Annotated in this window: 14 protein-coding genes; 3 read left to right on the top strand and 11 right to left on the bottom strand. The window is 69.0% G+C overall.

Features of this window, described 5'->3' with window-relative positions; all coding sequences use genetic code 11:
* Positions 1-76 precede the first annotated feature (76 nt).
* Positions 77-337 (bottom strand): glutaredoxin family protein, encoded by a 261-nt coding sequence (locus RHCRD62_RS15515; RefSeq protein ID WP_050065599.1) that lies wholly within the window; start codon positions 335-337, stop codon positions 77-79.
* A 147-nt stretch (positions 338-484) separates the two neighbouring features.
* Between RHCRD62_RS15515 and RHCRD62_RS15510 the strand changes: the two genes are divergently transcribed.
* Positions 485-1,474, top strand: coding sequence for an HAD family hydrolase (locus RHCRD62_RS15510; protein ID WP_050065598.1), 990 nt, complete (start codon positions 485-487; stop codon positions 1,472-1,474).
* 91 nt (positions 1,475-1,565) lie between these two features.
* Here the strand turns inward: RHCRD62_RS15510 and RHCRD62_RS15505 are convergent, their stop codons facing one another.
* The 7 genes from RHCRD62_RS15505 to RHCRD62_RS15480 form a co-directional block, all read right to left on the bottom strand.
* Positions 1,566-2,591, bottom strand: a complete 1,026-nt coding sequence (locus RHCRD62_RS15505; protein ID WP_050065597.1) for a lysophospholipid acyltransferase family protein — start codon at positions 2,589-2,591, stop codon at positions 1,566-1,568.
* A complete protein-coding gene (locus tag RHCRD62_RS15500; RefSeq protein WP_050065853.1) occupies positions 2,588-3,619 on the bottom strand; it encodes an NAD-dependent epimerase/dehydratase family protein in 1,032 nt (343 codons plus the stop codon). Before RHCRD62_RS15500 ends, RHCRD62_RS15505 begins: the two co-directional genes overlap by 4 nt.
* Before the next feature lie 432 nt (positions 3,620-4,051).
* The gene (locus tag RHCRD62_RS25520) at positions 4,052-4,153 is read right to left on the bottom strand and encodes a 30S ribosomal protein bS22 (protein WP_003402602.1); all 102 of its coding nucleotides are present in this window, start codon (positions 4,151-4,153) and stop codon (positions 4,052-4,054) included.
* Positions 4,154-4,381: 228 nt separating this feature from the next.
* Positions 4,382-4,615: a helix-turn-helix domain-containing protein gene (locus RHCRD62_RS15495; RefSeq protein ID WP_050065852.1), complete on the bottom strand. Its 234-nt coding sequence runs from the start codon at positions 4,613-4,615 to the stop codon at positions 4,382-4,384.
* 125 nt (positions 4,616-4,740) lie between these two features.
* Positions 4,741-5,556, bottom strand: a complete 816-nt coding sequence (gene proC / locus RHCRD62_RS15490) for a pyrroline-5-carboxylate reductase (RefSeq protein ID WP_050065596.1) — start codon at positions 5,554-5,556, stop codon at positions 4,741-4,743.
* Positions 5,557-5,594: 38 nt separating this feature from the next.
* Positions 5,595-6,452 (bottom strand): thioesterase family protein, encoded by an 858-nt coding sequence (locus tag RHCRD62_RS15485; protein WP_050065595.1) that lies wholly within the window; start codon positions 6,450-6,452, stop codon positions 5,595-5,597.
* Entirely contained in the window at positions 6,449-7,078 is a 630-nt protein-coding gene (locus RHCRD62_RS15480; RefSeq protein WP_050065594.1) for a MerR family transcriptional regulator, read from the bottom strand. Before RHCRD62_RS15480 ends, RHCRD62_RS15485 begins: the two co-directional genes overlap by 4 nt.
* 121 nt (positions 7,079-7,199) lie before the next feature.
* Here RHCRD62_RS15480 and RHCRD62_RS15475 point away from each other — a divergent pair, with 121 nt between their 5' ends.
* The gene (locus RHCRD62_RS15475) at positions 7,200-7,616 is read left to right on the top strand and encodes a hypothetical protein (protein ID WP_050065593.1); all 417 of its coding nucleotides are present in this window, start codon (positions 7,200-7,202) and stop codon (positions 7,614-7,616) included.
* Between the two features lie 5 nt (positions 7,617-7,621).
* Here the strand turns inward: RHCRD62_RS15475 and RHCRD62_RS15470 are convergent, their stop codons facing one another.
* The 3 genes from RHCRD62_RS15470 to RHCRD62_RS15460 are packed head-to-tail and all read right to left on the bottom strand — an operon-like array spanning position 7,622 to position 10,831.
* Positions 7,622-8,509, bottom strand: a complete 888-nt coding sequence (locus RHCRD62_RS15470; RefSeq protein ID WP_172671072.1) for a sugar phosphate isomerase/epimerase family protein — start codon at positions 8,507-8,509, stop codon at positions 7,622-7,624.
* A 1-nt stretch (position 8,510) separates the two neighbouring features.
* Positions 8,511-9,884, bottom strand: coding sequence for a hypothetical protein (locus RHCRD62_RS15465; RefSeq protein WP_050065592.1), 1,374 nt, complete (start codon positions 9,882-9,884; stop codon positions 8,511-8,513).
* A complete protein-coding gene (locus RHCRD62_RS15460; protein ID WP_050065591.1) occupies positions 9,881-10,831 on the bottom strand; it encodes a Ppx/GppA family phosphatase in 951 nt (316 codons plus the stop codon). Before RHCRD62_RS15460 ends, RHCRD62_RS15465 begins: the two co-directional genes overlap by 4 nt.
* 66 nt (positions 10,832-10,897) lie before the next feature.
* Between RHCRD62_RS15460 and RHCRD62_RS15455 the strand changes: the two genes are divergently transcribed.
* A complete protein-coding gene (locus RHCRD62_RS15455; RefSeq protein WP_050065850.1) occupies positions 10,898-11,713 on the top strand; it encodes a DUF3109 family protein in 816 nt (271 codons plus the stop codon).
* The last annotated feature ends 85 nt before the right edge of the window (positions 11,714-11,798 follow it).

The following is an 11,798-nucleotide window of genomic DNA, read 5'->3' as shown; positions in this document are numbered from 1 at the left end:
TGTGAAGCCATGCACAAAGTTGCTCAACCGGTCGCGACCTGCACAGCGACCGGGCAGCGGGGCGAACGAATCGCCGTCAGATTGTCAAATCCGATCGCAGCCGAACCTCGTCGACCTCCCAGTAGCTGTGTTCGCGGCCGTCGAGCAGGACGACCGGCAACCGATCGCCGTACTCCGCCCGCAGTTCCGGATCGACGGCCGCCGCCTCGTCGACGTCGACGGTTTCGAGCGGGATGCCGAATTCCTCACACAGCGGCAGCAGTTGCTCGCGCGCCGTGACACACGAACCGCACCCGGCGCGAGTGAGGAGTGTGAGGGTGTGCGCCGCGGTCGTCATGACCCCAACCTTGCCACCGACCGGCCGCCGCCGCGGCCCCACCTCCCGAGACGGAGGTCACACGACGGAAGACACCCCACCGTCCGCCCGGTACACCCACGATCCGAACGATAGGGTTACTCGGACAGCCAACCACTGGAGGTGCGAGTGCCTGGGCTGACAGGGCCGATGGGTGCCGGTAGGGGTACCAGCTGGTCGGGTACCAACTGGTCCCGCGTGCGACGCCGCGGCCGCAAGCTGGGGCCGACCGACGCGCAGGTGCGCGCGAGCATCGCAGGCGAGGCGAGCGCCGACGCCGCACTCGCCCTGCACGAGGCCGAGTCCGCGGTCCCACCCGGGGACACCGGCGAAGACACCCGCACGGTGCCGCGCGACCTGACCGCCGCGGCGTTCTTCGACGTCGACAACACCATGGTCCAGGGCGCGTCGATCATCCACTTCGCGCGAGGTCTCGCCGCCCGCAAGTACATCTCGGTCTCCGACATGGCCCAGTTCGGATGGCAGCAGCTCAAGTTCCGAGCCACCGGCAAGGAGAACAGCGACGACGTCGCCTCCGGCAAGGAGAAGGCGCTCGCGTTCATCGCGGGCCGCGAGACCGCCGAGTTCACCCGGCTCGGCGAGGAGATCTACGACGAACTGATCGCGGACAAGGTGTGGGAGGGCACGCGCGCCCTCGCCCAGATGCACCTCGACGCAGGACAGCAGGTGTGGCTCGTGACGGCGACACCGGTGGAACTCGCCCAGGTCATCGCCAAACGACTCGGCCTGACCGGCGCGCTCGGCACCGTCGTCGAGTCCGAGGAAGGCCGCTTCACCGGCAGGCTCGTGGGCGACATCCTCCACGGCGCGGGCAAGGCGCACGCCGTCCGCACCCTCGCGATCCGCGAGGGCCTCAACCTCAAGCGCTGCTCCGCGTACTCCGACAGCCACAACGACGTGCCGATGCTGTCGCTGGTCGGGACCGCCGTCGCGATCAACCCCGATGCCGACCTGAAAGAGGTTGCGCGCAACCGAGGGTGGGAGATCCGCGACTTCCGGACGGGACGCAAGGCCGCCAAGATCGGCGTCCCCACCGCACTTGCCCTGGGAGCCGCGGGCGGCGCGATCGCCGCCGTCGTCAGCCGCCGCAAGCCCTGACGCGCCGAGCCGTCACACCTGACGGCACCGCCGTCGTCACACCTGACGGCACCGCCGTCGTCACACCTGACGGCACCGCCGTCGGGCCGGGTCAGCCCATGAAGACGTTGCGCCGCTGCGCGAGCAGGCGGTACAGGGTCTGCTGGATGGTCTCGCGGACATGGTCGGTGAGCTCGAACATCACCATCGGGTCCTCTGCATCCGCGACGTCATAGGTGTCGGTGCGGATCGGCTCTCCGAACTCGATGTACCACTTCGACGGCAGCGGAATCATCCCGAGCAGCCCGAAGTGCGGGAACAGCGGCGTCACCGGGAAGTACGGAAGACCGAGCAACCGCGCCAACGACTTCAACTCACCGATCTTCGGGTAGATCTCCTCCGACCCGACGATGGAGCACGGCACGATCGGGACCCCGGTGCGCAGCGCCGCGGACACGAAGCCGCCCCGCCCGAACCGCTGCAGTTTGTACCGCTCACTGAACGGCTTGCCGATGCCCTTGAACCCCTCGGGGAACACCGCGGCCACCTCCCCACCGCGCAGCAGGCGCTCCGCATCGGGGTTGCACGCGAGGGTGTGACCGGCCTTTCGCGCCACGGTTCCGACGACGGGCATCTCGAACGCCATGTCGGCGGCGAGCATCCGGAGCGGACGCTTCGCGGGATGGTGATCGACCATCGCCACCGACGTCATCAGGCCGTCGATCGGGATGACGCCGGCGTGATTGGCGACGACGAGGGCACCGCCCTCTGCGGGCACGTTCTCGATGCCCCGCACCTCCACCCGGAACCAGGACTCGAACACCGGACGCAGCAGCGGCAACCACACGTTCTCGGCGAAGTGCGGGTCGTAGCCGAAATCGTCGACCTCGTAGTCGCCGGTGATGCGACGGCGGAGGAACTCCGCCGCCGCGACAACCTGGTCGGCCACCAGGTTGCGCGCCGCGTCGCGCACCTGATCGGTGACCGAACCCGCAGACGAGGACGGCGCCGCGGCATCGGGCGCCCGTGGGAACAGCAGCGTCGGATCGGACCGCTCGAGGCGGATCCCGCGACCGCCTCCGCGCGGCGTCCGAGCCGACTCACCCCGCAACGGAATGACTTTCGCAACCTCGTTCATCGAACGACCTCCCCCACACCGGCCATGTCCTGAATTCGTGACTCCACCGACCGCAGCCACTCCCTGCTCACCACGGGACGGACCGCCGCACCGCGGACCATGTCGTCGAGCGCCTGCAGCGTCGTCCACCTGGGCTCGAAGCCGAGGACGGCCCTCATCCGGGTGGTGTCCAGTCCGCACCCGAAGTGGTAGTACTCGAGTTGCTCACGGGTGAAGCCCTGCAGCCCCGACCCCGGGAGGACCCGTCCGAGAGAGCCGATCAGCTGCACCGGCACCGGGACGGGAATCCCGCCCGACCGCCGGATCGCCTGCGTGAGCATCACGACACCGTCCCCCGCAATGTTGAAGGTGCCCGCGGGCCCGGCCATCGTCGCGCGCTCGAGCGCGGCCAGCGCATCCTCCTCGTGGATCAGCTGCATCCGCGCGTCGCGGCCCAGGATCGTCGGAACGACGGGCGACTGCAGGTAGCGCGACACCGAGCCGTGCCGGTTCGGTCCGATCAGTGGCGCCATCCGCAGCAGCGACACCGCGATCTCGGGGCGCCGCCGACCGAGGCCGCGGGCGTAGCCCTCGATCTCGATGCTGTCGCGGGCGAATCCACCGTGCGGGGGGCGGCGGGCGCTCATCTCCTCGCTGAACTTCGCCGGGTCCTTCGGGCTGCAGCCGTAGACCGCCGCCGTCGAACGAACCACGACCTTGCGGACGTCCGGAGACTTCTGGCAGACCGCGAACAACTGCATGGCACCGAGGACGTTCATGTCCTTCATCGCGGTCCGACTGCCCGACTTGGGGGGCTTCACCATGGTCGCGGCGTGCACGACGGTGTCCACCTTCGCGCCGCGCAGCACCTTGCCGATGAGCGGGTTGCGGATGTCCGCGCGAACGAACTCGGCACGCCCCATCCGCCGCAGCATGTCCTTCGACGGCGCCCGCGAGTCGACGGCGATCACCCTCTCGACCGAGGGGTTCTGGGCGAGTTTCGCCACCAGGTACCCACCCAGGAATCGGCTGGCGCCCGTCACCAGCACCACCGATGGCGGCTGCACCCCGCGATCACCTGCCACGACCACCCCCTGCCTGTGCCTGCGAGAGACACCTCGTGCTCTTGGGTGGGACATCCGTCCCCCGGAACCTGCGCGATCTCGCCCGATCCGACATGTCCGGTAGGTCACCGATTGGTTTCCGTCGATCACCGAACGATCACCGACGAGCGTAGTCGCTTTTCGGGGCTGCGTTCAAAAACTTAACGAGCTGGCAACAGCCCATACACCAGGTGTTTTGCCGAAATATCGGGTCGCGGCGACCTGGCTGGACGACCAACTGACGAAATGCCCGAAATGGCCCGGGTCGTGGCGGATCCTCGGCCGAAAAACGCTCGTGAACGCGCGATGCCCGCCACCGAAACGGTGGCGGGCATCGTGGGCCTCGGGCGCATGAACCTTCCCGAGAACTCGGACGAACTACTTGCCGAGTTTCCGACGCTGGACGCGAGTCCTACGAAGCAGCTTGCGGTGCTTCTTCTTCGACATGCGCTTGCGGCGCTTCTTGATCACTGAACCCACGGGAGTTCCTCACGTTCTTCTATAGCGTTCCTGCGCACGCCGGTGACGTACGTCCGTTCTGGCCTGTCCGGTCGGTACCGACACCAATCGGCGTCAACCACCTGCCGGCACACGCCAACCTGGCGCTGTGGCCTCGTATCCGCTAACCCAGCGCCTGACGACACCCGGCTGGCTGGCACGACGAAACAACATCGTACCGGTCACCTGTGGGCGCCGAAAAACCGACCGTCAGCCGGCGTCGAAGTACGACGTTTCCAGATAGTCGTGCACGGCTTTGGCGTGCACCCGGAACGACCGCCCGACCCGGACCGCAGGCAGCTCGCCGCCGTGGACCAGTCGGTACACCGTCATTTTCGACACACGCATCAGCGCCGCCACCTCGGCGACGGTGAGAAACTGCGTGCCGCCGAGGACAGGTTGGCTTTCCGGACCCGAACCCTTCGGCTTGTTTGTAGACACCATCGATTGCATACCTCCGGCACGTGTCGCGCCGCCGGCTTCCCCTCCGGCGGAACAGACACGCACGTGCTGCAGTCGAGCTTAACGGGACAGGTGGGATTACTGCGACGGGTGTGAGATATCGAATGTCATTCCGGACCTGCGCCGAGGGCGGCGGAACGGTCCCGCGCGGCGAAGAGTGCCTCGTTGAACGCCGTACGAAGCCCGCCGCGTTCGAGTTCCCTGATCGCGGCTGCGGTCGTGCCTCCCGGCGACGTCACGTCGGCCCGCAACTCGTTGGCGGAGCTCCCCGATTCGGCCAGCATGGCCGCCGAACCGACCAGCGTCTGCACCACGAGTTCGGTCGCGGTCGCCCGCGTCAGTCCGAGGCCGACCCCGGACTCGATCATCGCCTCGGCGACCAGGAACACGTACGCCGGACCCGACCCGGACACCGCGGTGACGGCGTCGAGCTGCGCCTCCGGCACGGTGACCACGCGGCCGACGGCACCGAGTACCTCCCGCACCGTCGCGAGATGCTCTGCGGTGGCGTAGCGGCCCGCGGCGATCGCACTGACGCCCTCGCCGACCAGCATGGGCGTGTTCGGCATGACCCGCACGACCGGGAACCCGGCGGGGAGCTTGCTCTCGAACCGCGCCGTCGGAATTCCCGCGGCAAGGCTCACGACCAGCTGCTCGAGGTCACCGTCGAGGTCCACCTTGTTCAGCTCGACCATGATGGCGTCGACGTCGGCGGGCTTGACCGCGATCACCACGACGTGCGCGCCCTCGGCGGCGTCCGCAACGGTGGTGGCGAGGATCCCGTACCGGCCGGCCAGCTCCTTCGCACGCTCCGGGTACTGCTCCGCGACGACCAGGTCCTTGGGTGCGTGGCCCGACTTCACCAGGCCTGCGATCAGCGCCTCGCCGATCCTGCCGCCACCCATCACTGCGATTCTCGTCATGACCGAGAGCCTGCCATGCAGGGTCGACGCGAACGGCGTCAGCCCTTCGGGATCATCGCGAGCTGCCTGCTCTGCACGATCACCTGGCCCGAGGAATCGAGCACGACGTGATCCTCCTCGAACCAGGTGTCGCCGAGGACCTCGGCACTCGCCATCACCCGCAGCCAGCCCGGCTCGGGCAGTCGGCGCAGGTACGTGGTCAGCTGGACGGTGGGCGCCCAGCCGAACATGCCCCGGTTCATCGTCACGGGGGCGCTGATGTCGCCGAGCATGATCGCGAAGAGCGCTGCCGTGTCCGTGTCCGCCTCGTCCTCCGGCATCGGTCGCGCCCACATCCGGTTCACCGGATCACCCTGCTCACCGGTCAGGAACCGGGCGGCGGCCGGGTCGACCCTCAGGTCGCATCCCTTGGCGACGTGCACGATCGCGGCCATCGGATGCTCGTCGGTGATTGCCGACGAGTCCGCCGTGGGCTCGGCAGGCAGGGCATCGAGCGCGAGCGGTTCCCGGTGGCGGGGCTCGGCGACGTCGGGAGCCCCCAGTGTCACGGCGGCTGAGACGGCGAGACGCTCGCCCTGCCAGAGTTCGACGTCGACGAGACAGACCTGCCTGCCCTGCTTGCGGATCGTCGTCGCGAGGCGGACGTCGCCCGGGTCCGGGGCGGACAGGTAGTTGGCGCTGACCGCGACGGGCTGAAGCTCACGGGCCCCGCCTGCCGCCCGGACGACGTCGCGGGCCGCCGCCGCACACACGGCCATCATGCAGCCGCCGTGCACCTTGGGACCGATCGTCCAGATCGGGTCGATGTGCGCCGTGTAGGTGCCGTCCGAGACCGGCGTCAGGGTGGTCAGCTCGGTGAACGGTCTGGTCGAGCGGAGGGTCTTGACGTCGGTCATGGGGTGTCCTTAGGTGCACTGTCGTCACGGCGGGTCGCCGAGATGTCTTGATGGGCGAGGCGGCGCATGGCTGCGATGACCGGCTCGTAGACGGCCGTTCCGAGCACCGAGTACTCGACGGCGGCCTGCGCGGACTCGGTCGGCGTGAGCGCGAAGTCGATCTCGGCGATGCCCCGAATGTGTTTTCCGTAGGCGTCGAGGCGTTCGTCGGTCATCGGGATACCGACGCTCTCGACGGCCTCGAGCGCCCGTTCGAGCTGCTCGACCGCGGGATAGGCGGGGTCGTAGACCTGGCCGAGGCGTTCGAGCGCGCGCCGGGCCCGCGGGTGGTCGGCGCGCCGGCGCCCGTCCCGGTAAGGCGGGAGGGCGGCGATCGCACGTCCGATGGTCTCGTGCAGGTTGTCGCCGGGGTCTTCGACGAGTGTGGTGATGACCCGGATCTTGTGGATCGAGAGGCCTGCCCCGGCAAGTGCCTTGATGAGTGCGAGTCGGTGCAGGTGCTCGTCGCCGTAGTCGGCCTGGGTGGCACTTGTGGTCGCCCCCGGCATGAGGACACCTTCGCGGAGGTAGTACTTGACGGTCGCCAGTGGGACACCCGAGCGTTTCACCAGTTCGGACACCCGCATCGCACACCTCCTTCACCATCGACCCTTGACCCGAGCCTTTGGATACCCATACTATCCAAATATTGGATAGCGAGTCTATCCAGCTGTCCGAGAGTACCTTCGCCCACCCGGAGGAGCCGTCATGGACCCCGTTCTCGCTCTCGTCACCGGAATCACCCTGCTCACCGTTGTCGGAATCGCGTTCGGCGGAACCTTCATGCTCCGCGTCGTCTCCGGCCGCCAGCAGGCCAACGCCCTCCAGAAGACGATGTTCCGTGCCGGACACGCGCATGCAGGTGTCCTGGTCACGCTCGGCCTCGTCGTTGCGCTGCTCACCCAGGCCGCGGGCGTCGGGACCATGTGGTCCACCGTCGGGTCCGTACTCGTGCTCTCCTCGGCAATCTTGGTCCCCGCCGGATTCTTCCTGTCCGTGCTCGGCACCGACCCCGCCGGACCGAACCGCTGGATCCGATCCGTGTGGGTCGGGTTCGGGGTCCTCGTGGCGGGACTGGTGGTCTCCGGCATCGCGACGATCGCCGCGGCCGTGTCGGCTCTCTGAAAGCGCTATCGCGCGAGGTGCTCTCGGGCGAACGCCAGCGACTGAGCGAGCATGGAACGGCGCTCGGCGCGGGTGCGCGCGTTCTGTGTGTTGATCTCGAGCACCGCATGTCCGGAGAACTCGGATTCGGCCAGTGACCGGCACAGTTGTGCACACGGCTGCGAACCGTGGCCCGGGATGAGGTGCTCGTCGGCGGAGGCGCCCCGCCCGTCGGCGAGGTGCAGGTGGTTCAGACCGGATCCCATCCGGTCGGCGAGCGCGAGGGCGTCCATTCCCGCGGTCGCGGTGTGCGAGACGTCAAGTGTGTAGTGCGCGTGCCCGACGTCGGTCGGGTCGTACGACGGCGCGAACGCCGAGACACCGGGTCCGGGCCCGCCTCGCTTCTCGAGGCGCTCCGCGGACTTCGACTTGGCGCCCCAGAACCGGTCTGCTCGCATCGGGAACATGTTCTCCACCGCGACGGTGACGTCGTCGCTGCGTTCCTCGAGTTCGGCGACCTGGTCTGCGAAGCCGTCGGCGTAGCGGCGCTGCCACCGGAACGGCGGGTGCACGACCACGGTCTGTGCACCGAGCTTTTCCGCGGTGCGAACGGACCGCTCGAGCTTTGCGACGGGGTCCGCACCCCAGACTCGTTGCGAGATGAGCAGGCACGGCGCGTGGACCGCGAGTACGGGAACCGCGTACTTGCGGACCAGCCGGGTGACCGCGGCGACGTCCTGGCTGACCGACTCGGCCCACACCATCAGCTCGACGCCGTCGTACCCGAGGTCCGCGGCGTACTCGAATGCCGCCTCGGTGTTCTCCGGGTACACCGAGGCGGTCGACAGGCCGACGAGAATCCGACCCGTTCGCCTGCCACCCGAGGTCCGGGTTCCCGACTCTCCCGCCGTCACGTCAGCTCGAGCTGAGGACGAATACGAGCGGGCCGATGGTCACGAAGACACCGACGATCACCGCGATCAGCAGACTCAGCAGATCTTCGGTTTGCCGCAGGATGCGCACGACCGCGACCAGCCCGGCGATGACCAGCACCGCGAGGACAAGTGCGACCCACGGAAGCGACTCCCAGAGCTTCTCGAAACCCTTGAACAGCAAGGCGCCCGCGACGATCGCGACCACCGCCTGTCCGATGAGGACTGCCCACTGCTTGACCGCGCTGCCCTCCGAGACCGCACGGCGGGACCTGGTCGGCGCGGTCGCGGGCGCTCCCGCGTCGGTCCCCGTCTCGTCGTCGTCCTTCGCCGGAGCCTCGACGATCTTCGGGAATTCTCCGGTGGTGTGGACCTGCGCGCGTGCCTCGTCGAGCGACTCGGTGCGTGAGTTGCGGGCCTGACGCAGCAGGTCTGCTTCGAGGCTGGGTCCGGTGAAGAGTGCCGGTTCGCGGACCGGGTCGAGGCGACCGGAATCCGATGGGGACGCTGCCGCCTTGTCCTTCGACGACCGCGCGGTCGGGACCTTCTCCGCGGGTGCGGTGGCGGGGGGCTCGGGCCGCTTCGGCAGCGCGGACACGATGGCGGTCTGCTCGGCAGCCGCCGCCACGGGTGCGACGATCTCGGTCCGGTCGACCGCGGGCGGAAACGGATCCACCGACTTCGGCGTGACCGGCGACTTCGGCGTCACCGCCGGGCGCGGCGCAGGCGTGGGGGGCGCCGAGACCTGAGCCTTGCGATCGGCCGCGGCCTTGCGATCGGCTTCGGCCTGGCGGTCGACTTCTGCCCTGACGTCGGCTTCGGCCTTCCTGTCGGCTTCCGCCTTCCGATCCGCATCTGCCTTCGCGAGAACGGCGCGACGCAGCGCCGGAATCGACTGGGTGCTGTCGACAACCGGCGCGGCCAACGGATCGAGGATGGGCGGCTGCGATTGCGCGACCTGCGGAGCCACATCGACCGAGGCAGTGGACGTCGGCGCAGGCGGCTCGGGGGCCGGGGCCGGCGGCTCGGGCGTCGGAGCAGGCGGCTCGGGGGCCGGCGCGGGCGACTCGGGGGCAGCGGTCGCGGGCCACGCCGCGGCGGAGGCCAGCACGGATTCCGACACGGCACCAACGACGTCGTCGTCGGGGTCCGGCGCTGCGCGGCGGTTTCGGGTCGGTGCGTCACTGATGACCGGCAACTCGCCCGTGAGTTCGGCGACACTGATGCCGCCTTCGCTCCCCCGCCGACGCCGCCCGCCCCGCGACTGCACCTGCTGGCCGTTGCGGGCGAGGAGCTCGGCGACGGAGACCTGTCCGGTGTCCTCGGCGTTCACGGTCCTCCCGGTGTTCTCGGTCATCGCGTCACCACCAGTTCCCCACCCATTTCCGTGTCCAGTTTGCGGAGGATCAGGCCTTCCCGCAGTGCCCAGGGGCAGATCTCGAGTTCCTCGACCGCCAGTGCCCGCATGGTCGCCTCCGCAATGAGCGCACCCGCCACGATCTGCTGGGACCGGTCCGCGCTCACACCCTCCAGCTCCGCGCGGTCGGCAGTGGTCATCCGGGAGATGAAGGCGATGAGCTGCCGCAGACCGCTGGCAGTCAGTGTCCTCCGCACCCGGGCTCCCGACGCGGAAGGCGCAGCCCCGGTGAGTCGGGCGAGCGAACGGAACGTCTTCGACGTTCCGACGACCCGGTCCGGTGCACCCGCGGCCCGCAGCGCCTTGGCGGGTTCGACCAGTTCGGCGTCGAGCCAGTCGCGGAGCACTGCGACACGGCGCTTCCCCGGCGGATCCGACTGCAGCCAGTCCCGGGTCAGACGGCCGGCGCCCAGTTGGAGCGAGAACGCGACGTCCGGGTCCTCGTCGCCACCCGAGGTGAGTTCCAGGGAGCCGCCGCCGATGTCGAAGTTCATGATCCGGCCCGCGCTCCAGCCGTACCAGCGGCGCACCGCGAGGAAAGTCAGGCGGGCCTCGTCGACCCCGGACAGGACCTCGAGGTTGACGCCCGTCTCCTCGCGCACCCGGGCGAGTACTGCGTCGGAGTTCGTGGCGTCGCGGACCGCGGACGTCGCGAATGCCATCAGTTCGCCGCATCCGGAGGTGGCCGCGATCGATGCGAAGTCGCCGACGGCGGCGACCAGGCGATCCGCGCCGACCACCGTGATGTCACCCCGGTCGTCGGTGTTCTCCGCGAGCCGCAGAGTCGACTTCGTCGAACTCATCGGCGTGGGATGCGCACCCCTGTGCGCATCCACCACGAGAAGGTGGACGGTGTTGCTTCCGACGTCGAGTACCCCTAACCGCACGTGACCACGGTACTGGGTCTACCGTCGGGCACTGTGACAGCAGGCAACACCGCGCCCTCCGTGAACATGACGCCCACCCCGGAGGTGGGTCTCGACTTCCCGCGTGAATGGATCGAGTTCGTCGATCCCACGAATTCCGAACACGTCATCGTGGCCGACCTGACGTGGCTACTTTCCCGCTGGACCTGCGTGTTCGGCACTCCGGCCTGCCAGGGGACCGTCGAGGGGCGACCGGACGACGGGTGCTGCTCGCACGGCGCGTTCCTGTCCGACGACGAGGACCGGGAGAAGCTGGACCGGTGCGTGAAGATGCTCACGCCAACGGATTGGCAGTTCATGGACAAGGGTCTCGGCAAGAAGGGGTACGTCGAGGAGGACGACCTGGAGGACGAGCCCGCGCTGCGGACGCGGCGGTACAAGGGTGCCTGCATCTTCCTGAACCGTCCCGGGTTCGAGGGCGGGCTCGGCTGTGCGTTCCACATCATGGCGGTGCGCAGCGGCATCGAGCCTCTCGAGGTCAAGCCCGACGTGTGCTGGCAGCTCCCGATCCGGCGCACCCAGGAATGGGTGGACCGGCCCGACGGCGAGCAGATCCTGAAGACGACGATCACCGAGTACGACCGCCGGGGTTGGGGCGAGGGCGGCGCGGACCTGCACTGGTACTGCTCGGGTTCGCCGGACGCGCACGTCGGCACCCGGCCGGTCTGGCAGAGCTACGGCCCGGAACTGACCGAGCTGCTCGGCAAACCCGCATACGACGAACTCGTCAGGCACTGCAGGCGCCGAGCCGGGCTCGGCCTGATCGCCGTCCATCCCGCGACCACGGTCGCACGGGAAGCCAAGGCTGCGACCCGGTCGACGAGGCTCGGCCCGGACGCCTGATCCGAGGCGCCGCGCACGACGGAGTCGACCACCGGCCGGGGCCGGGGACGACGACCCGGGCCGGACGAGCGCATCGACGCGTTCG

It is taken from the genome of Rhodococcus sp. RD6.2, from assembly GCF_001040705.1.
Lineage (GTDB): Bacteria > Actinomycetota > Actinomycetes > Mycobacteriales > Mycobacteriaceae > Rhodococcus_G.
This window is presented reverse-complemented; position numbering and strand designations above follow the sequence as displayed.

Excerpts from the sequence above, each read along its gene's own strand:
- RHCRD62_RS15515 (WP_050065599.1), bottom strand. The coding sequence starts at position 337 with ATGACGACCGCGGCGCACACCCTCACACTCCTCACTCGCGCCGGGTGC.
- RHCRD62_RS15505 (WP_050065597.1), bottom strand. The coding sequence starts at position 2,591 with ATGAACGAGGTTGCGAAAGTCATTCCGTTGCGGGGTGAGTCGGCTCGG.
- RHCRD62_RS15495 (WP_050065852.1), bottom strand. The coding sequence starts at position 4,615 with ATGGTGTCTACAAACAAGCCGAAGGGTTCGGGTCCGGAAAGCCAACCT.
- proC (WP_050065596.1), bottom strand. The coding sequence starts at position 5,556 with ATGACGAGAATCGCAGTGATGGGTGGCGGCAGGATCGGCGAGGCGCTG.
- RHCRD62_RS15485 (WP_050065595.1), bottom strand. The coding sequence starts at position 6,452 with ATGACCGACGTCAAGACCCTCCGCTCGACCAGACCGTTCACCGAGCTG.
- RHCRD62_RS15480 (WP_050065594.1), bottom strand. The coding sequence starts at position 7,078 with ATGCGGGTGTCCGAACTGGTGAAACGCTCGGGTGTCCCACTGGCGACC.
- RHCRD62_RS15475 (WP_050065593.1), top strand. The coding sequence starts at position 7,200 with ATGGACCCCGTTCTCGCTCTCGTCACCGGAATCACCCTGCTCACCGTT.
- RHCRD62_RS15465 (WP_050065592.1), bottom strand. The coding sequence starts at position 9,884 with ATGACCGAGAACACCGGGAGGACCGTGAACGCCGAGGACACCGGACAG.
- RHCRD62_RS15455 (WP_050065850.1), top strand. The coding sequence starts at position 10,898 with ATGACGCCCACCCCGGAGGTGGGTCTCGACTTCCCGCGTGAATGGATC.